Here is a 19,426-nt window from a genome sequence, read left to right as displayed (position 1 = left end):
AAGCGCATTTTTTGACGTTTTTTTTACGATTTTCGCCTGACGAAACGTTTTTATTACCCCACCGATAAAGCTAACTATTGGGCGGTATTCACCTATTTAGCGGGGCCGTTACAGAAACTTATGCCTACCCTCACCCCTTCTCGCCTGGAAATGCGCAATATTTCACTCTCGTTTTCCGGTTTTCATGCCTTACAGCAGGTCGATTTCTCGCTGGAAGGCGGATCAACCCATGCACTGGTAGGAGCCAACGGAGCGGGAAAATCAACGCTAATGGCGATCCTTTCCGGTGCGCACGGTCACTACAGTGGTGAAATTTTCATCGACGGACAGCGGGTAGATATTCATTCGCCGCTTCAGGCTAAACAGCTCGGAATTCACGTGGTGCAGCAAGAGGTAGATGTTGCTTTGGTGCCAAGCTTGTCGGTAGCAGAAAATATTATGCTGGCAACGCTGGCAGAATCGGGCCACCTGTTCAACTGGCCGCGGCTTTATCGTCAGGCTGAGCAGTTGCTCCAACAATTGGGTTTACCGCTGAACGTTCGCCAGCGCTTGGAATCCTGCACCCTGGCAGAAAAACAGCAGGTGCTGCTAGCGCGCGCCCTTTCCCACCACTGTCGTTTTTTGATTCTGGATGAGCCAACGGCTCCGCTGGATCAGGAAGAAAGCGCCCGTCTGTTTACGGTGGTACGCCGCCTGAAATCGGAAGGTATTGCTATCGTATTTATTTCTCACCGCATCCATGAATTACGCGAGATTTGCGATCAGATTACCGTGTTGCGAGACGGGCGATTTATCAGCCACGGCGCTATGGCCGGGCTGAGCAGTGAGCAAATCGTCGAGAAAATGCTGGGTCATCAGCTAGACGATATATTCCCTCCCCGCCGCCCGCCCTGCAGCGATAAAACCCTTTTGAGCGTCAGTGGATTGCGTGATCCACATAAACTGCGCGATATCAGCCTCCAGCTAAATCAAGGGGAAATTTTAGGCATTGCCGGTTTGGCAGGCGCAGGAAAAACCGAGTTGTGCAAAGCGCTGTTTGGCGCGATGCCCTGTACGGTGAAACAGGCGGAATTACGTGGTCAGCGCTGGCAACCGCATTCGCCGGATCGTTCAGTGACGCAAGGATTGGCGCTGGTGCCGGAAGAACGGCGCAAAGAAGGCATTTTTATTCACGAAAGCATTCCTATGAATCTGAGTGTATGCGCCGACGACAGTTTCTCCCGCTGGAGCATTTTCAGCCGCCGACAGGAATTAAACTGGGCTAAAACACTGATTCAGCGCTTAGGGATACGTACCTCTGCGCCGCAGCAGAAATTGGCTCGACTCTCCGGAGGCAATCAACAAAAAGTGGCTATCGGTAAATGGCTACGGGGAGACGCACAGATACTGATTTTCGATGAACCGACCAAAGGCGTTGATATCAAAGCCAAACAGGAACTATTCGGCCTGATCGACGATTTGGCGCGTCAGGGCAAAGGCATTATCTATGCCTCGGGTGAATTCTCCGAACTGGTAGGCCTATGTGACCGAATTTGCGTGCTGTGGGATGGTCGCATCGTGGCCGAGCTGAACGCCGCAGAAATTAACGAAGAAACGCTATTACTATTTTCAACCGGAGGAACACCCGCGTGAGTAAAGATTCGCCCCTACCTAATGTGCAGCCCTGGCGTCATCAGCTATTTGATTTTCTGTATAAGTGGGGGATGTTACTTACCGTTGTTGCGTTGATCGCCCTGTTTGGTCTGGCTTCGGATAACTTCCTTGATCCGAACAATATCATCAATATTTTACGATCTATCGCTATTGTCACGGTGATCGCCATCGGCGTATCGATATCACTATCTATCGGCGGTTTCGATCTTTCCGTTGGCTCTACCGCTTCACTGGCCAACGCAGTAGTGGTGTCGCTGTTTGTCTGGTACGGCTTCGGTACCACCGGCGCTATCATTGTGACTTTGCTGGTGTGCGGTTTGGTCGGGTTGTTTAACGCTTTCCTGATTGTGGTACTGAAGATCCCCGATATGTTGGCGACGCTAGCCAGCTTATTTGTCATTCAAGGCGTGGCGATGACCTACAGCTACGGCGGTTCTATCACCCAGAATATGCTGTTGCCGAGTGGCGATATGGCCGAAGGGCTGATTCCGGAGATGTTTTCGGCGTTGGGGCAAGTCCCTGTCATCGTGATTATTATGCTCATTGTGACATTAGTGGTGCAGCTTTATCTATCGCTAACCAAGCATGGCCGTCGTATGTATGCCATTGGCGGCAATCCTGAAGCGGCACGGTTGTCCGGTATTCGCACGGTTCGTTATCGGGTTTTGGCCTATGTGCTTTCCTCACAGCTGGCTGCGTTGGGCGGCATTTTGCTCGCTTCCCGCATCGGTTCTTCACAGGTTAACGCCGGTAGCGGTTACCTGATGGACGCGGTGGCCGCGGCCTATATCGGTTTTTCACTGGCAGGCTCAGGCAAACCAAACGCCTTTGGCACCCTGATTGGCGCGGTGATTCTCGGCGTGCTGCAAAATGGCTTGGTGATGCTTTCAGTGCCTTACTATGCAATGGATATTATTAAAGGGTTGGTTTTGGCGCTAGCGTTGGCGTTGACGTATATACAAAAGCGGTGAGGGTTTTCGATAATTCAGGCAGGATCATGTTTTGAAAGCTTTATAGTTCGGTTTTCTGTGTTTTTAATTCGGCCTTTAAGATAAGAGCACATCGCAGCCTGCTGAATGAAGAACAGAGGATAGGGCAACCCGCCGTGGACGGCGGAGCGAGACGCCATTAGCAGGGAGGCGCCCGTCAGCCGGTGTGATGAACGAGGTGTCCTGTGAAGCAAGCGGCTTTGTGCGGAGGCGCGGATGGTTAAGACTCGCGCCTGCGCGCTTTGACTTGGTTGAGGCTGTAGAAGTGAAATATTCACAAAGCAAATATCAACTGAAACCTGATCCGATTTCAAAGTTCAAAGTTCAAAGTTCAAAGTTCAAAGTTCAAAGTTCAAAGTTCAAAGTTCAAAGTTCAAAGTTCAAAGTTCAAAGTTCATATTTTGAAAACCATAAAAAGCACGAAGGAAGCAAAATCGAGAAATTCATCAACCTGCTCCCCCACGACAAGATTGAATAAAAAAAGCCACTTTTCAGTGGCTTCATCAATCGCTTTAATTAAGAAAAAATCAGAAATCGTAATTAACACCAACCATATAACGACGACCGTCCAGCACTTTGTCGCTAACCGTGGTATCAACGCGCTTATCCAATACGTTGTATACACCGCCCATTAAACGGAGTTCTTTAGTGAGCTTATAGTTAGCACCTAGGTCTACAAAGGTATAAGACGGCGTGCGGCCTTTCAGGTTGGTACGATCCAGATATTCAGAGGTTTTACTACGGTAATTAGCCCGAATCCAGGTCGCTAAGTCTTCGCTCGTTTTCCAGTCCAGCGTAGCGTTTACCATATGTTTAGGCATTTGGTTTAACGGTTGACCAGAGAATTTGCCGCTTTTTTGCTTAGATTGAGTAAATGTATAGCTAGAACCTAAAGTCCAATCCTTGCTGATATCCCAATTGAATGTCGCCTCAACGCCGCGCATGGTCGCTTCATCAACGTTAAGACGCTCATTGATATACTGGAAGTTTTCACCATTGACCCTACACTGGCCAGAAGCCGCACCACTCGGTTCGCCACTTGCATCAACATCAGTACACTGTCTACTTTCCGTTATTTTATCGCGGAAATGGGTATTAAAGACGGTAATACCGGCATTGAGATCATCCTGGTTATCCCAAAGGACGCCAATCTCTTCACTCACGCTTTTTTCCGGTTTTAGGCTGGAGTTCCCCATGATTATTGCCGGAGCACCATTACCACCGCCCGTTAATTGTCCCCAATTATCCGTTGCCTGACGCAAATCAGGTGAGCGATAACCAGCAGAAACGCCGCCTTTCAGCGTCCATTCCTCAGCCAGATGCCATACACCATACAAGCGCGGCGTCCAGTGAGTCCCGTAGTTCTGATCCTGATCCATACGAATACCGCCGGTCAGAGCGAAATCGTTGGTCATTTGCCATTCGTCTTCGACAAACAGCGCCCAACTCCAGCGGCTTAATTTCTTGAGATCTTTAGCCGTGCTGAGCTGATTATTGTCATCATACAATTCTTCAAAGCGATATTGGCCGCCCAGAATTAATGTGTGATTATCTAGCAGGAAAGACGTTTGGGTATTAAAGACATTATCGACGCTTTTCATTTTCCGCGATGGATTACGCGTTTCATCACGTTGAACATAGCTGGTTGAATTACCGAAATCATAATAACCATTATGTGTAATAGAATAGTTATTTCGGTCATACTGAACGTCGTTATTTTTATCTGTTTTCTTGACAGAATAACCCGGCGTCACATTTCTATCTTGAACATAATGACCCAATTCAAAATCAAATTCGTTTTTATCATCCGGTGTTAAACTAAATGTCGCAGCACCATTACGCATTCTCTGTTCATTATAACCGTCAATGATTTTATCTTCGCTGCGATGTGAAAGCAGACCGCTGACTTTTAATCCTAATAAACCGTCGATTAACGGGCCGGAGGCATAGGCGTTAGTCTGGAACATATCGCCGGATTTAGAATCTTCCTGCAAGGTGGCATCCGCACGCAGGGAACCGGACCACTCTTTGCCAACTTTACGGGTAATAATGTTGATAACCCCGCCCATGGCATCGGAGCCATACAGGGAAGACATCGGCCCGCGCACCACTTCAATGCGCTCAATGGCAGATAACGGTGGTAACCAGCCCTGCTCAATACCGGAGCCATCGCTGTTCGGGCGCGTACTGCGAGTATCCACCCGTTTACCGTTCACCAGAATCAGAGTATATTTCGCCGCCATACCACGAATGCTGATATCAGTTTTACTGCCGCCGCCGGTGACAACTACGCCAGGAACGTCTTTCAACGCATCGGTCACATCACGATAGGCTTTATTCTCAATCTGTTGACGCGTGACTACAGAGATAGATGCGGCCGAATCCTGAATACGCTGCTGGAAACCGGTTGCGGTAACAACCAGAGTATCTGTCGATGCGGTATTTTTATTATCTGCCTGCGATTGGGCAGATAATATCGCAGCAGTAATCAATACCGCTGTTTTCGTTTTGCTAAAGACTGCCATTACCATTCTCCATGAGGTATTGAAATGTATAAATATTATTTTTATATATTTAGAGTCATTGCTCATTGAAACAGAAATACTGCTTCCGGAATTTCCACTTGAATTTTATTTTTATAATAACTTCGGGGCACGGCTTAATATCACCGCCTTATTTATGTGAAATAATTTAATAAGGCGGTGAGAATATATAATTAAATTGTCGGTTCGGTGACTAATCCATCAATTAATACTTGAGGTGTGCCTTGGGAACAGCGTTCAATTCGCCCTTTAACGCCATACACCTTCGCCAGACTAGCTGGAGTAATCACGTCTTCCGGTACGCCATCGGCAATCAGATTACCGTTTTGCAACATCAAAACGTGGTCACCGTGACGCAAAGCGATATTGATATCGTGCACCACCACAACGGTAATAATGTTGCGCTTTTGGGTTTCCTGCCGCACCAGGTCCATAACGTGGAATTGGTAGTTAAGATCCAAGGCGCTCAGCGGTTCATCCAGCAATAACAGCGATGGCTGGCGGATCAACGACTGAGCCAAACCCACTAACTGCTTCTGACCGCCGGAAAGTTGATCCAGATAACTTAAAGCCAGATGGGAAATACCCAGTTGCTCCAGCAACGCCATGACTTCCGCTTCGCTGCTGGCATGACTACGGCCACCGGACGCCCGCTGCGCGACAATAATCGATTCCAATACGTGCAAATGCACGCCGGCCGGTAACGACTGCGGCAAATACACCACTTGTTCGGCTCGTTGCGCAAAAGGCATTTGCATCAAATCTTTACCATCCAGCCATAGCTGCCCTTCCGCTCGGTTCAAACCGGCTAAAGAACGCAATAACGTGGACTTCCCGCTGCCGTTTGGCCCCAGCAACACGGTGATCTTGCCACGCGGCAGCAAAGGTACGCTCAGATTCTGAATAACCGGACGTTTTGGATAGCCGGTATTAAAATGCTCAATACGTAAACCTGAATTCATACATTCCCCCGATGGCGCAAAATAATACTCAGGAAGAACGGCACGCCCACCAGCGATGTAACGATGCCGACGGGAATAATAACGCCCGGAATCAGGTTTTTCGATGCGACGGAAGCCATAGACAATACCAATGCGCCAATCAGGGCGCTGGCTGGCAGATAAAAGCGGTGATCTTCACCGAAAATCATACGGGCAATGTGCGGTGCAACCAGACCGATAAAGCCTATCGGGCCGACGAATGCCACCGCCAGAGCCGATAACATACTGATGCGCAACAAAGTGCCTAAACGCAGGCGACGCACATCAATACCAAAGCTAATGGCGCGATCTTCGCCCAAACGCAGCGCAGTCAGCTTCCATGAACTCATCATGGAAAGAGGCAACATCAGAGCAAAAATGCCGAGCATAATGCCCAGTTTGGTCCAAGAGGCTCGCGCCAGGCTGCCCATGGTCCAGAATACCAGCCCTTGCAGCGTATCTTCGCTGGCGATGAACTGCATCATGGAAACCAATGCGTTAAAGGTGAATACCAGCGCGATACCAAATAACACCACGCCGGAGGTCGCCACCCGCGTCCAACGCGTAATGCCGTCCAGCATCAACGCCGCGAACAACGCAAAGATAAAGGCGTTAACCGAGATAAACCACTGATCCGGAACCCCCGGAATGCCAATGCCGGAGACTATCGCCAGCGCAGCGCCGAAAGCCGCCGCTGAGGAAACCCCAAGAGTAAAGGGACTCGCCAGCGGGTTATTCAGGATGGTTTGCATTTCAGCACCGGCCAAACCGAGGGAAAGCCCGATCACTACCGCCATCAATGCATAAGGCAAACGAATATCCCACACGATAACTCGGGTGCCCGCATCGGCGCTGGCAGGGTCAACCAGCGTCTGCCACAGGGAGGAGAGTGATAACCCGGAAGGTCCCATGGTGAAATCCAACAGCAGGCAGCCGAGGATTGCCAAAGCCAATACCGCCAAAATTAACAATCGATGGCGCACTATGTTTTGATAGCGCCCCATGACGCCGGTATCAGTCTGACTTTTCACTTTTGGTAAGGGTTCCGCAGTTACACTCATTGTTTCAGTTACCTGTTACAGACTATTTCTTTGAATCAACCCAATATGTCCCGGTTGGCTCAATAGCCAGGAACTGAGAATACAGGCTGTCCATGGTTTTATTTGGATCGAGGTCGGCAAATTGTTCCGGATAGAACCATTTAGCAAAGCTCTGAATCGCTAAAACGTTATAAGGAGAGTTGTAGAAATTGTGCCAGATACCGTAGCTTCGCCCCTCTTTTACCGCACTTAGGGTATTGATGCCTTTACGATCCAGAATCTTTTGCAGACTTGCCTGAGCCTGTTCTTGGGTTACTTGCGCCCCCAAAGATATGCCCGGTGCGTTATTGTCCGGCGCTTTACCACCACTAGCAATATAGATATCAGGATTAGCCGAAAGCACTTTCTCCAGATTTACCGTACCCAGTGCTCCCGGCAGCAGGTTTTTAGCGATGTTATTACCGCCGGCCTGATCGATAAAGTCACCCATGTTACCTTTACCGGCAGTGCCGCAGCACTCTTCCATCGCGCCAGCACGCAGCTCGATGAACACGCTTGGTTTTTTCTCGGCGGGAACGGTGTTGGTAATGTCAGTCACTTTACGGACATTATCTTCATAGAATTTGATGTAATCATTGGCTTGCTGTTCGCGGTGCAACACTTTCCCCAATACACGCATACTTGGCAGGGTATTTTTCAGCGGAGAAGTGCGGAAATCAACGAACACCACCGGCACACCGGCTTTCTCTAACTGGTTGACCAATTCGCTGTTTTTACCCGGTCCGTGACCAGATAAACCAAAAATAGCGATATCGGGATTCAGCGTCAGGACTTTTTCCGGGCTGATACTGTCGGCAGTGGTATTGCCTATCAACGGAATATTATCAACCTGCGGGAATTTGGCTTTATAAACGGCGTAGGTTTGGGTATCCAGTTTACGGAAGTCACCCTGCCAGCCGACAATTCGGTCGAAGGGCTTTTTGCCTTCCAGCAGAGAGACTGCGTAGAATAAGCGTCCTTCACCTAATAAAATGCGATCGACTTTGGCCGGAATTTCTACCGAACGCCCTGCCATATCAGTAATATTTTCAGCCCAGGCGCTAAAACCCGCCATTAATGTGCTGCCCATCAAAAGACTGATACTTACACCTTTAGCCATTTTCCGTGATACAGATTTCACGCAGATATCCTTGGTCGTCTTTATAAGATGGCGCTAACAATAAAACAAACGATAATACTTATCAATAAGATTGCTAAAGGTTATTGAATGTAATCTTTTGTAAATACCTATTTTATAAAAATAAATTAACCTACCCGTTTCATTTCCGTCAGCTTAAATAAACAGATCCGACCAATCTTCACGAAAATTTTTGCCCAAGATTTCATAAAAACAATAAGGTGAGAATTATTCCCATTAAAAAAGGGCGATTAAATAATCGCCCTTCTATCACATTAATTTATATTGCCGAACGCTTTCAGCGAAGCAAACAATAAACCTTAATGTTCATCTTTCCATTTCGGGAATTCCATTTCATCGTATTTTACTACTTTGGTTCCACGAGTCAGCTTGTAGCCAAACCAGATAACCAGGAACAGTGGAATGCCGATATAGGTTGCGGTCACGCCGTACCAGTCGATGCGATCTTGCAGGAACGCCTGATAGTTCTGGCCCAGAGTGATAATCAGGCACAGCACGAAGGCGAAAATTGGCCCCAGCGGGAAAAACCCGGACTGGTATGGCAAATCGTTAAGATCACGGCCCTGCTTCATATAACCGCGACGGAAACGGTAATGACTGATAGCAATCCCCAACCAAGCGATAAAGCCGGTCATACCTGAAGTATTCAGTAACCACAGATAAACCGTTTGGTTACCGAACATTGAGCTCAGGAAGCACAAACCAGCGACCACCGTGGTGGCATACAGCGCGTTACGCGGCACACCGCCTTTGGACAGTTTGGCGAAGATACGCGGCGCTTTACCTTCCGAGGCCAACGTGAACAGCATACGGGTCGAAGCGTACATACCCGAGTTACCCGCAGACAATACCGCCGTCAGAATGACCGCATTCATCACCGCCGCAGCGGATAGCAGGCCGGCGTTCTGGAATACCAGAGTGAACGGACTGACGCTGATGTCTTTGACATCGTTGCGCAACAGGTTCGGATCGGTATAAGGAATAATGAGGCTGATAATCAGAATTGCCAGAATATAGAACAGCAGAATACGCCAGAACACTTTGCGAATGGCTCTCGGGATATTTTTACCCGGATCTTTCGATTCACCGGCAGCAATACCGATCAATTCGGTGCCCTGGAAAGAGAAACCGACAATCATCGCCACGCCAATCATCGCAGAGAAGCCACCGGCAAACGGTGCATCGCCAATCGTCCAGTTGTGCCAACCCGCACTTTCACCACCTTTCATGATGCCCACAATCATCAGTACGCCGATGATGATGAACACGATAACCGTAGTGACTTTAATCAGTGAGAACCAATATTCCGCTTCGCCAAAACCTTTAACGGAAATGTAATTCAGCAGGAACATCAGCCCCAGGAACAGTGCGCTCCAGATCCATCCGGGAGTTTCCGGGAACCAATAGTTCATGACTAACTGCGCCGCAACCAGATCCACGGCGATAGTGACCGCCCAGTTATACCAATAGTTCCAGCCCAGCGCGAAGCCGAAACCTTCTTCTACATATTTGGAACCGTAGGTGGAAAATGAGCCTGAAACCGGCATAAAGGCAGCTAATTCGCCCAGGCTGGTCATCAGGAAATACACCATCAAGCCGATCAGTGCGTACGAGAGCAATGCTCCGCCTGGCCCTGCCTGCGAAACCGTAGCGCCCGAGGCGACAAACAGGCCGGTACCAATAGAGCCACCGATAGCGATCATGGCTAAATGCCGCGATTTCAGCTCGCGGCGTAATCTCTGCGCGCCATGCTGCACGGGGATTTTATTATCTGTCTGAGCCATTCTTACCTAATCTGCCCTGAAAAAAACGAGGCGGAATTGTAACAAATCCCGCCAGCGTGGGTAGTCTGAATGCGCTGATATAAGATACCTTCATGATCGCCATCAGATTATTAGTGAAATCCTAATGAAAAAGGCGGTTTTGTCTAAAATATCAACACAATCACGGGGGAACCTCTGGAATATCCATAACTCGAAATCGGGATTACTCTGTCTCAGTACAGTAACTCAGGAAACGTTGCAGCGCGTTGGACAGATGCTTTTGCCGATGATGAACCAGATATAGCGTCCGCACCAACGGCGGTAGCGGCAGTGATATCTCCACCAAACTGCCGTTCGCGAGCTGCTCGGCGATGACTCGCCGGGAAAGACAGCTAATGCCCATGCCATAGCGCACCGCATGCTTTATCGCTTCCGAATTGCCCAATTCCATCAGTAAAGTGAAGTGTGGCAAATGGGTCAGCAGCAAGTGATCCAACACCTCACGCGTTCCCGAACCTCGCTCACGCAAAATCCATACGGCGTCAGCCAGTTCATCCAACGTAATCGGCTTATGGCACAATGGATTATCTGGAGAAGCAAACACCACCAGCTCGTCACTGAGCCAGGTTTGGGTGACCAATTCAGGCATATGGCACGGCCCTTCGATCAGTCCAAGATCGCTCCGGAAATCAGCCACGGCGGTAATGACATCCAGGCTGTTGCCAATATTCAGTTCTAACGGAGTTGCAGGAAAATCATGACGATAGCGCGCCAACATAGCGGGCAGCATATAATTGCCAATGGTGCTACTGGCAGCGATGCGGAGTGACCCAACATCCTGTCGGAAGAGTTCTTCTATCTCACTGGTCTGCTCTAATAAGGCTACAGCCTTAGGATAGAGCAGGCGCCCATGCTCGTTTATCACCAGGCGTTTCCCCACCCGGTCGAACAATTGCACGCCTAATTGACCTTCTAAATCAGCTAACGCAGCGCTAACAGCAGATTGTGACAATGCCAAAACCACCGAAGCCTGGGTCGTAGAACCACTTTTCAATACCTCAGTAAATACTTCAAGCTGACGCAAGGTGATATGCATAACAGTCTCTGTAATTGAAATTGGCAGCCCTGCCCTCAATACGCTGGCTTTGAACGCCGCGTTTTAACACAACCCTATAATTTACAATGTTATAAAGATGCGTGGCTACGAGTTAGTGCCGTATTACCGCTGATAATTATCGTATTAAGGGTAACACCTTTATAGAAAAGCGCCGGGTATTGCCGAATAAAATACTGATAAATGCTAATGCAGTGGTTATTCATCATCACCAGATCGAAAAAAAACCAGATGAATTAAGTTGATAACCAAAATTATCAGACCATTCAGCAACAGCCAGGCTAGCAGCAGATAACAGTAGATTTGGTGCAGCGGCAACCCACGTTCGGTGTTAAACGGATTGAAATGCGGCAGGTTGCCAATTGAAAAAGGATTCAGATTATAGAGTCCGAAAAAATAGGCGATAAGCGCAGGAGGCATCAAAAGATATAACACTGCCGTGAACAACATAATTGCCAGCAGCGATTTTTCATATTTTTTAGTATTTTTCATTCAAACGTTAAACCTCTAATTACAATGCTCAGTATACCAGCGAATTTATTTTCACGCATAAACAGTAAGGCGATAGTAGGTCGTAACCATTTTTTTGATTATATATTCGGAAAAAGTATGAACCGACAAACATTCGACCAAAGGCATGGGGACTCACGCCCGAGCCGCAGTTGACACTCTATCAATAGGATAATTAATCAACGAAAGCGCTCAAACTGGGGTAGGCCACTTCGGCTTATCTATTTTCCGGTTGAAAAACGCGCACCTTACCACTTATACAAATAAGTTATAACCATATAATCAATTTATCTAATCTTCTGACATCCTGTACTATCTCGGCGTGTTTACAGGATGTAGGAGATAACGATGGCAACTCACCAGATTCAGACTCTACAACGGCCGCAGCCCGCGGCACTGATGCGTTTTGTTCCCGGATTGGTACTAACCGGAGCACTGACCGCCGCCGCGATTCACGTGGGCGATATGCCGTGGTTTATCAATCTGGGATTAGGGGCGCTCACGTTAGCCATATTGTTCGGTATTTTAGTGGGCAATACCCTGTATCCCTGGCTACAACCTTCTTGTTCACCGGGCGTGCTGTTGGCAAAACAACAACTTTTACGTCTGGGTATCATTTTGTATGGCTTTCGTCTGACCTTCCAGCAAGTCGCTGACGTAGGTGCAACCGGCATGCTTATCGATCTGATGACGTTAAGCTCCACCTTCCTGCTGGCTTGCTGGCTGGGTCGTAAAGTTTTCGGGCTGGATCAGCAAACCGTGATGCTGATTGGTGCCGGTAGCAGTATTTGCGGCGCTGCGGCGGTGATGGCAACCGAACCGGTGCTAAAAGCCGATGCCAGTAAAGTGGCGGTGGCGGTCGCAACCGTGGTGATCTTCGGTACTTTGTGCATTTTCATTTATCCGTGGTTTTATCAGCTAAATCTGCACTACCAATGGCTACCGATCGGTCAGGAAACCTTTGGGATTTTTGCCGGTTCAACTATTCATGAAGTGGCTCAGGTCGTCGCGGCTGGCCATGCTATCGGCTCGGATGCGGAAAATGCCGCAGTCATCACCAAAATGATTCGCGTTATGATGCTGGCTCCTTTCCTGCTCGTGCTGTCAGCCTATCTCAGCCGCAGTCGCCAGCCAGAATCCGGTTCGCAGAATCAAAAAAGTGCCATTACCATTCCGTGGTTTGCGGTGATTTTCATCGCCATGGCCGGTTTCAATTCGCTGCATTTACTGCCAGAAACCGTCGTTAGCCATTTGATTACGCTGGACACTATTTTGCTGGCAATGGCCATGGCCGCGCTAGGGTTGACCACGCATATCGGCTCGATTCGTCAGGCTGGAATGAAGCCTTTATTACTGGCGCTCATGCTGTTTGTCTGGCTGATTATCGGCGGCGGTGGCATTAATCTGTTGGTTCAACATTGGCTTGGCTGATTTCCCCATTGAAGTCACATCCTACCCTCTGCCGGTCTTCGGCAGAGGGTTTTTTATTCCTTTATCCGCAATCTGCCTTCAGCCATTCAATCAAGTCGTTATCAATGTCATAATGAGCGAGTGATTAAAGGAGAATTGAATGAAATTTGTCGGTGCACATGTCAGCGCTGCGGGCGGCGTAGATCAAGCCGTCATTCGGGCGAACGAAATCGGGGCTACCGCATTTGCCCTGTTTACTAAAAATCAGCGCCAATGGCGTGCAGCTCCGCTTCCTGAAGATGTGATTGAAAAATTCAAACGAGCCTGTGAGAAATTTAACTACAGTCCCGCCCATATTTTGCCTCACGACAGTTACCTGATTAACCTTGGCCACCCGGTCACGGAAGCGCTGGAGAAATCTCGCGAAGCCTTCATCGACGAGCTGACGCGCTGTCAGCAACTGGGGCTGACCTTGCTGAACTTTCACCCCGGTAGCCATTTAATGCAAATCGATGAAGACCGCTGTCTGGCGCGCATTGCCGAATCGATCAATATCGCGCTGGATGCAACTCAGGGCGTGGCTGCCGTCATCGAGAACACCGCTGGTCAGGGCAGTAATCTCGGGTTCAAATTTGAACATCTGGCCGCCATTATCGACGGTGTAGAAGATAAAAGCCGCGTCGGCGTATGTATTGATACCTGCCACGCCTTTGCCGCTGGCTATGATTTGCGTACAGAAGAAGACTGTCAGAATACTTTTGCCGCGCTGGGTGAGATCGTCGGTTTCGAATATTTACGTGGAATGCATTTGAATGATGCCAAAAGCGAATTTAACAGTCGGGTCGACCGCCACCACAGTCTGGGCGAAGGTAACATCGGGAAAACCGTCTTCAGCTACATTATGCGCGATCCGCGTTTTGACAATATTCCGCTGATTCTGGAAACCGTTAACCCGGATATCTGGCCGGAAGAAATCGCCTGGCTGAAATCACAGGAAGAAATCTAGTCATCACCATTATCTAAAGTATGCCTGCGGGTTTAACCCCGACGGGCATTTTGCTGTAGTGGCAAGCTCCACTGAGTAGATACAGCTCGGCAGCGCCTTTTTCGCCGTTGAGAGCCGCTCCCCCAATACTGCTGGCTGGCATTCTTACCCCATTGCAGCTGCCCGCTATCCGATAATCCACTCAAATAGACTTTCTCTCCCCTTTTATGCGTCTTTATTACTTCAGCCTGGGTAATGACTTCAGCCTAGGTAGTTTTGCGCAATACATCGCGAATATGTTTGATGGTACCCGGAAAAAATACCGGCGAAACCACGCGATCCAGCCGGCAAGTACTGAGCAGATCATCGCGGGAAATCACGTCATCGGCGCGGTGATACAGGTGTTCCGGTAATAACACCTTATTTATTGATAAGACGTATTATTCATCATTAATGGTCAGCAAATTCTAACGCTTGTTTAACACAATAGAGCCATTCATCCCGCCCTCCTTATTAAACAAAACGTAGTAAGGTGACGAAATAAGTGATGAGGTATAACGAATTGGGCTGCGATTCTTCTGATCAAACGTCAAAAACACTGAACAAAGTCAGATTTATTATTCGACTAACAATACATACGGCGAGTTAATAAAGGGGCCAGTAACAAATTAACCGTCTGAAATATAAAACTCTATATTTCCAATAAAAAAATACCAGTCAGGGTTAACTGACTGGTATCGATAATTTATTTTAATGCTATTTAAGTGTTGCTAATAATGCATTAAGCCACTTTCACCAATGCAGCATCAGGGCGTTTCAGCATCGCGTACAAGCCACCGGCCAAAACAGTACCGGCGATGATCGCCACCAGATACAGCAGTACCGGATGAATCGCCCCAGGGATCAGCAGCACGAACAGACCACCGTGAGGTGCCATCAGTTGTGCGCCGAATGCCATAGAAAGTGCACCGGTCAGCGCGCCACCAGCGATACAGCACGGCAACACACGCATTGGGTCGCGAGCGGCGAAGGGAATCGCACCTTCAGAGATAAAGCACAGACCCAGTACCAGCGCCGCTTTGCCCCCTTCCTGCTGGCCTTTGTCGAACTTATGACGTGCCAGCAGAGTTGCCAGACCCATTGCCAGTGGTGGCACCATTCCCGCTGCCATGATGGCAGCCATTGGTGCATAAACTGACGAGCTCAGCAGTGCTACACCAAAGGCGTAAGCGGCTTTGTTCACCGGCCCCCCCATATCGGTACACATCATGGCACCCAGAATGGCTCCCAGCAGCACCGCATTGGCCGTCCCCATGGATTGCAGCCAGGCAGTCAGGCCACTCATGATTTTTGCCACCGGCGTACCGACCACATAAATCATCACTAAACCAACTATCAGGCTGGCCACCAGTGGGATAATCAGTATCGGCTTAAGCGCCTCCATACTTTGCGGTAAACGCAGTTTGGTACTGATGGCTTTAGCCACATAACCGGCGAGGAAACCGGCGATAATCCCACCGAGGAAACCGGCGCCAGTGCTGACGGCCAGCATCCCGCCTATCAGACCCGGCGTTAAACCTGGGCGGTCAGCGATGGAGAAGGCAATAAAACCGGCCAATACCGGCACCATCAGGGCAAAGGCAGAGCCACCACCGATTTGCATCAGGGCCGCAGCCAACGTCCCTTTTTCTTCAAAGGCTTTAATACCGAATACGAAGGACAGCGCGATACACAAACCACCGGCAACCACCATCGGCAGCATGTAAGAAACACCGGTCAACAGGTGGCGATAAGCACCACCGCCCTCAGATTTTTTCACGCCGGTATTGGCGCTACCGGCAGATTTCGGCTGATACACTTCAGCCTCAACCAAAGCTTTATCCAATTCCTGCACGGTTTTCTTCAACGCCAGACCGGTAGAAGTGCGATACATCGGTTTACCGGCAAATTTATCCAGATCCACTTCAATATCGGCTGCCACAATCACTAAATCAGCCGCCGCCACTTCCTCCGGCGTAATCGCATTGCCAGCGCCTACGGAGCCACGGGTTTCGACCTTCACCCACCAGCCGCGTTTTTTAGCTTCACTTTCAATAGCTTCAGCAGCCATAAAGGTGTGCGCCACGCCGGTTGGACAGGCAGTAACCGCCACAATACGTTTTGGCCCTTTGGCTGATGCTGCCGCAGGAGCTTCAACGCTAGCCTGATAAGGTTGCGCTTTTGCAATGGCATCTGCCAGAAAAGCATCCGGATCGCGAACCGCTTTAGCCAGGTCGCCGAGATACACTTTTTTGCCGTTTAATGCGCCGTCGGCCGGTATTGCCGAACCGGTAACAATCACCAGCTCCGCGTCTTCCGCTTTATCAACCCATGTAAGACCGGCTTTGCTGGCCGCGGCGCCCAGCATTAACGTCGCCAGATGGCCGCTGGCCTGTCCATGCGCGCTGTCTAGTATCAGTAGCGTTTTCATTTCGCCTCCGAATATCAATTAAAAGGTTTCAGATCCACACGAGCCATCATTGCGGCCAACTGCGGACGATCGGTAACGCCAACGTTGCTCTGGCTGACGGCCAAAGCAGCAACTGCCGTTGCCAATCGCAGCGTATGTTCACTGGATTCGCGCATCAGCAGGCCATAGATCAAACCGCCCACCATAGAGTCACCGGCACCCACGGTGCTAACCACTTCACAGGCAGGCGGCTTGGCCAACCAGGCTCCGGAAGCATTCACCCACAGCGCCCCTTCCGCACCCAGAGAAATCACCACGTGAGCAATTCCCTGATCGCGCAAGGCATGTGCGGCCTCGACGACGTCAGATAAAGCGGGCAACGGACGACCGGCCCAGATTTCCAACTCGCGGCGGTTAGGTTTCACCAACCACGGCGACGCTTTCAAACCGGCAACCAGCGCTTCGCGGCTGCTATCAAAAATAATGCACGGACACTGGCTGCGCAGGCGCGACATCCAATCGGTAAAATCATCGGGATTAACGCCTGCTGGCAGGCTACCGCTTACGGCAACCATATCGAACTGACCCAGCCAGCTCAGGGAATCCACCACAAAACGATCCCAATCCTGCTTGCTAACGTCGAAACCGGAGAAGTTGAAATCTGTCACTTCGCCGTCTTTTTCGGTCAGTTTTACATTAATACGGGTACGCCCCGGCACTACCTGAAAACGGTTAGCGATACCTAAATTGCTGAATAAATGCTGGAATCCATCCTGATTGTCTTTACCGAGGAAACCGCCCACGGTAACGTCGATACCTAAATCTTTCAGTACCTTGGCAACGTTAATGCCTTTACCGGCGGCGTGCAGACCGGCAGTTTTTACCAGATTCACTTCGCCACGTTCAATTTCTGGGCAAAAACCGACCAGGTCGTAGGCTGGATTTAGGGTGATAGTCGCGACTCTTCTGCTCATGCTGCGCCCTCCCCAAGACCGGCTGAGATCGCGGTGCCAATGGCATCCAGCGCAGCCTGCGCATCTTCACCGCTGGCGGTAAAGCGCAGACGATTCCCTTTTTTCACACCCAATGCCACAACTTTCATCAGACTACGTCCATTTGCCGGTTTACCTGTGCCGTCCAGATTGGTAACGGTAATTTCACTGGTAAACTGTTTGATTGTATTCACTAACATTGTCCCTGGGCGCGCATGCAGCCCATGTTCGTTGCGGATGACAAACTCCGCGCTTAACATCTGACTCTGTTCTACATATTCGCTGGTCAGCAATGCCAGCACGGTGGCGGCATCGGCGTTCAGCAAGGCGTCAGCTTTTTTCGCCAACAGTAAATCACTTAAATAATTCAGCATGTTCAGCGGCTGTTGGTCGGCTACGGACAGCGTCAGCAACAGCGCCACTTTTTCACCGTTATGCTCAAAAGGCACCGCCGGACGGCTGAGGGTTGCCGCACTGACCAGATTGCCTTCGCTGCTGTCGCTCAGCCAGATCCCCTGCCCCAGATTCAGCGGCGAACGAGTAATCACATCGCTAACGAAGCTGGCATCAACCGCACCAATTTGCTGTAAACGACCGGCGTTCAGCGCCTGAAGGGTAATCAGGTTATCTGCCGCTATGTCCAAGGCGATTAATGAAGTATCGAAATGGAATTCAGCCGCTTTTTTCTCACCCATCAACAGGCTGCGCAATTCCTCTGGTGAGGTCGTTTTTGCCAACTGAGCCGCTACCGTATCGTCACTCAGTACGTGAGTCAGCTGGCGTAGCAGCGCCAGATGCTCATCGGAACGCGCCGCGATACCTATGACGATATAAGCGGTTTGATCTTCGCCCCAAGCGATACCCTGCGGAAACTGAAATACCTGCACGCCTGTGTTGCGCACCAGATCGCGGGTATCGGTGGTGCCGTGAGGAATGGCGATACCGTTACCCAAGTAAGTAGAAGTTTGCAGCTCGCGCTGTAGCATCCCATCAACATAGGCGGCATCGACACAACCGGCGTCGGTCAGCGCTGCGGCTACCTGCTTGATGGCTTCGTTTTTATCGGCCGCGTTGGCAGCCAAATGGATATCCTTCAGTGACAACTGGAACATAAGTCTCCTCTCTTACTGAAATTGAATCGTTTCAGCTTTTATGAGAAAAAGGAGCGTTACCCTTTATCACCCAGTGAAGCAGATAACGCTGAAACGTTTCAATAGTGTGTTTCTACATTTGGGTTTATGCAAGTTTTCTTCGAATTGTCATAGCAGATTTTTGATGTCACGCACATTTTACCTCTGGAGACGCTTTCACTGGTAGGGTTTAAGGCAGAAATGGCATACTTTGCTGACGATTTGCTGATGGAGAAAAAATATGGCTGTGGTTGTGGGTGTTGGCGTCATCATAGTGAACCCTCAAGGTTCGGTATTACTGGGAAAACGCTGCGGTAAGCATGCACCCTACTGGTCGATTCCCGGCGGGCATGTAGAGGCTGGTGAATCCTTTGAACAGTGCGCGCAGCGGGAAGTGGCTGAAGAAACCGGTCTGCTGATTCAGCAGCCACAGGTTATTGCTCTGACCAATAATATCGCCACCTGGCAGGCCGAAGGCAAACATACGGTTTCGGTATGTTTACTGGCCGAGTATCCCGGCGGCGAGGTGGAAAATAAAGAGCCGGAGAAATGTAGCCAATGGATTTGGTGCCCCCCCAATGAACTGCCCGAACCACACTTTGAGGCAAGTAAAAATGCCATTCATCTCTGGTTAACTCGCCGTTTTTATACCTCTTCCAACTAAAAAATA

At 49.6% G+C, this 19,426-nt stretch carries 16 protein-coding genes and 1 pseudogene; 6 read left to right on the top strand and 11 right to left on the bottom strand.

The window, feature by feature from the left end; all coding sequences use genetic code 11:
* Positions 1-120: 120 nt before the first annotated feature.
* The 3 genes from ACQ4OC_RS06840 to ACQ4OC_RS06830 all read left to right on the top strand — a co-directional run bounded on the left by ACQ4OC_RS06840 (position 121) and on the right by ACQ4OC_RS06830 (position 3,120).
* Positions 121-1,632 (top strand): sugar ABC transporter ATP-binding protein, encoded by a 1,512-nt coding sequence (locus tag ACQ4OC_RS06840; RefSeq protein ID WP_064517483.1) that lies wholly within the window; start codon positions 121-123, stop codon positions 1,630-1,632.
* 71 nt (positions 1,633-1,703) lie between these two features.
* Positions 1,704-2,624, top strand: a complete 921-nt coding sequence (locus ACQ4OC_RS06835; protein WP_371112914.1) for an ABC transporter permease — start codon at positions 1,704-1,706, stop codon at positions 2,622-2,624.
* Between the two features lie 187 nt (positions 2,625-2,811).
* Positions 2,812-3,120 (top strand): hypothetical protein, encoded by a 309-nt coding sequence (locus ACQ4OC_RS06830; protein ID WP_430971037.1) that lies wholly within the window; start codon positions 2,812-2,814, stop codon positions 3,118-3,120.
* A gap of 49 nt (positions 3,121-3,169) precedes the next feature.
* On the opposite strand, the gene ACQ4OC_RS06825 is transcribed toward ACQ4OC_RS06830, so the two are convergent.
* The 6 genes from ACQ4OC_RS06825 to yieE all read right to left on the bottom strand — a co-directional run bounded on the left by ACQ4OC_RS06825 (position 3,170) and on the right by yieE (position 11,262).
* Positions 3,170-5,173, bottom strand: a complete 2,004-nt coding sequence (locus ACQ4OC_RS06825) for a ligand-gated channel protein (protein ID WP_064517477.1) — start codon at positions 5,171-5,173, stop codon at positions 3,170-3,172.
* Positions 5,174-5,358: 185 nt separating this feature from the next.
* Positions 5,359-6,147 carry an ABC transporter ATP-binding protein gene (locus ACQ4OC_RS06820; RefSeq protein WP_120806286.1) on the bottom strand — a complete coding sequence of 263 codons (789 nt, stop codon included), beginning with the start codon at positions 6,145-6,147 and terminating at the stop codon, positions 5,359-5,361.
* Positions 6,144-7,226, bottom strand: coding sequence for a FecCD family ABC transporter permease (locus tag ACQ4OC_RS06815; RefSeq protein WP_064517472.1), 1,083 nt, complete (start codon positions 7,224-7,226; stop codon positions 6,144-6,146). The genes ACQ4OC_RS06820 and ACQ4OC_RS06815 overlap by 4 nt, the downstream gene beginning before the upstream one ends.
* Before the next feature lie 22 nt (positions 7,227-7,248).
* A complete protein-coding gene (locus ACQ4OC_RS06810; protein WP_371112910.1) occupies positions 7,249-8,364 on the bottom strand; it encodes an ABC transporter substrate-binding protein in 1,116 nt (371 codons plus the stop codon).
* 338 nt (positions 8,365-8,702) lie between these two features.
* Positions 8,703-10,187 carry an amino acid permease gene (locus ACQ4OC_RS06805; protein WP_064517466.1) on the bottom strand — a complete coding sequence of 495 codons (1,485 nt, stop codon included), beginning with the start codon at positions 10,185-10,187 and terminating at the stop codon, positions 8,703-8,705.
* A gap of 202 nt (positions 10,188-10,389) precedes the next feature.
* Positions 10,390-11,262, bottom strand: coding sequence for a DNA-binding transcriptional regulator YeiE (yieE, locus tag ACQ4OC_RS06800; protein ID WP_064517463.1), 873 nt, complete (start codon positions 11,260-11,262; stop codon positions 10,390-10,392).
* A gap of 876 nt (positions 11,263-12,138) precedes the next feature.
* Between yieE and ACQ4OC_RS06795 the strand changes: the two genes are divergently transcribed.
* Positions 12,139-13,221 carry a YeiH family protein gene (locus tag ACQ4OC_RS06795; protein WP_064517457.1) on the top strand — a complete coding sequence of 361 codons (1,083 nt, stop codon included), beginning with the start codon at positions 12,139-12,141 and terminating at the stop codon, positions 13,219-13,221.
* A gap of 139 nt (positions 13,222-13,360) precedes the next feature.
* Positions 13,361-14,206 (top strand): deoxyribonuclease IV, encoded by an 846-nt coding sequence (gene nfo / locus ACQ4OC_RS06790; protein WP_064517454.1) that lies wholly within the window; start codon positions 13,361-13,363, stop codon positions 14,204-14,206.
* Between the two features lie 13 nt (positions 14,207-14,219).
* Here the strand turns inward: nfo and ACQ4OC_RS06785 are convergent, their stop codons facing one another.
* The 5 genes and pseudogenes from ACQ4OC_RS06785 to fruB form a co-directional block, all read right to left on the bottom strand.
* Entirely contained in the window at positions 14,220-14,348 is a 129-nt protein-coding gene (locus ACQ4OC_RS06785) for a hypothetical protein (protein WP_256966685.1), read from the bottom strand.
* A 106-nt stretch (positions 14,349-14,454) separates the two neighbouring features.
* Positions 14,455-14,625, bottom strand: a pseudogene (locus tag ACQ4OC_RS06780) (winged helix-turn-helix domain-containing protein); the annotation flags it as partial.
* Between the two features lie 341 nt (positions 14,626-14,966).
* Positions 14,967-16,655: a PTS fructose transporter subunit IIBC gene (fruA, locus tag ACQ4OC_RS06775; RefSeq protein ID WP_064517451.1), complete on the bottom strand. Its 1,689-nt coding sequence runs from the start codon at positions 16,653-16,655 to the stop codon at positions 14,967-14,969.
* A 14-nt stretch (positions 16,656-16,669) separates the two neighbouring features.
* Complete coding sequence (fruK, locus tag ACQ4OC_RS06770; protein WP_064517448.1) at positions 16,670-17,608, bottom strand: 1-phosphofructokinase; 939 nt, start codon at positions 17,606-17,608, stop codon at positions 16,670-16,672.
* Positions 17,605-18,738 carry a fused PTS fructose transporter subunit IIA/HPr protein gene (gene fruB, locus ACQ4OC_RS06765; RefSeq protein WP_120806288.1) on the bottom strand — a complete coding sequence of 378 codons (1,134 nt, stop codon included), beginning with the start codon at positions 18,736-18,738 and terminating at the stop codon, positions 17,605-17,607. Before fruB ends, fruK begins: the two co-directional genes overlap by 4 nt.
* 259 nt (positions 18,739-18,997) lie before the next feature.
* On the opposite strand from fruB, the gene ACQ4OC_RS06760 reads away from it, so the two are divergent.
* Complete coding sequence (locus ACQ4OC_RS06760; RefSeq protein ID WP_064517442.1) at positions 18,998-19,420, top strand: nucleotide triphosphate diphosphatase NUDT15; 423 nt, start codon at positions 18,998-19,000, stop codon at positions 19,418-19,420.
* Positions 19,421-19,426 lie beyond the last annotated feature (6 nt).

This window comes from Yersinia sp. J1 (assembly GCF_050586585.1).
GTDB lineage: Bacteria > Pseudomonadota > Gammaproteobacteria > Enterobacterales > Enterobacteriaceae > Yersinia > Yersinia entomophaga.
Note: the sequence above shows the minus strand (reverse complement) of the source record. Positions and strands in the feature narration are given on the sequence as shown.

Excerpts from the sequence above, each read along its gene's own strand:
- ACQ4OC_RS06830 (WP_430971037.1), top strand. The coding sequence starts at position 2,812 with ATGAACGAGGTGTCCTGTGAAGCAAGCGGCTTTGTGCGGAGGCGCGGA.
- ACQ4OC_RS06835 (WP_371112914.1), top strand. The coding sequence starts at position 1,704 with ATGTTACTTACCGTTGTTGCGTTGATCGCCCTGTTTGGTCTGGCTTCG.
- nfo (WP_064517454.1), top strand. The coding sequence starts at position 13,361 with ATGAAATTTGTCGGTGCACATGTCAGCGCTGCGGGCGGCGTAGATCAA.
- ACQ4OC_RS06805 (WP_064517466.1), bottom strand. The coding sequence starts at position 10,187 with ATGGCTCAGACAGATAATAAAATCCCCGTGCAGCATGGCGCGCAGAGA.
- ACQ4OC_RS06795 (WP_064517457.1), top strand. The coding sequence starts at position 12,139 with ATGGCAACTCACCAGATTCAGACTCTACAACGGCCGCAGCCCGCGGCA.
- ACQ4OC_RS06820 (WP_120806286.1), bottom strand. The coding sequence starts at position 6,147 with ATGAATTCAGGTTTACGTATTGAGCATTTTAATACCGGCTATCCAAAA.
- ACQ4OC_RS06760 (WP_064517442.1), top strand. The coding sequence starts at position 18,998 with ATGGCTGTGGTTGTGGGTGTTGGCGTCATCATAGTGAACCCTCAAGGT.
- ACQ4OC_RS06825 (WP_064517477.1), bottom strand. The coding sequence starts at position 5,173 with ATGGTAATGGCAGTCTTTAGCAAAACGAAAACAGCGGTATTGATTACT.
- ACQ4OC_RS06815 (WP_064517472.1), bottom strand. The coding sequence starts at position 7,226 with ATGAGTGTAACTGCGGAACCCTTACCAAAAGTGAAAAGTCAGACTGAT.
- ACQ4OC_RS06810 (WP_371112910.1), bottom strand. The coding sequence starts at position 8,364 with ATGGCTAAAGGTGTAAGTATCAGTCTTTTGATGGGCAGCACATTAATG.
- ACQ4OC_RS06840 (WP_064517483.1), top strand. The coding sequence starts at position 121 with ATGCCTACCCTCACCCCTTCTCGCCTGGAAATGCGCAATATTTCACTC.
- fruB (WP_120806288.1), bottom strand. The coding sequence starts at position 18,738 with ATGTTCCAGTTGTCACTGAAGGATATCCATTTGGCTGCCAACGCGGCC.
- ACQ4OC_RS06785 (WP_256966685.1), bottom strand. The coding sequence starts at position 14,348 with ATGCCAGCCAGCAGTATTGGGGGAGCGGCTCTCAACGGCGAAAAAGGC.
- fruA (WP_064517451.1), bottom strand. The coding sequence starts at position 16,655 with ATGAAAACGCTACTGATACTAGACAGCGCGCATGGACAGGCCAGCGGC.
- fruK (WP_064517448.1), bottom strand. The coding sequence starts at position 17,608 with ATGAGCAGAAGAGTCGCGACTATCACCCTAAATCCAGCCTACGACCTG.
- yieE (WP_064517463.1), bottom strand. The coding sequence starts at position 11,262 with ATGCATATCACCTTGCGTCAGCTTGAAGTATTTACTGAGGTATTGAAA.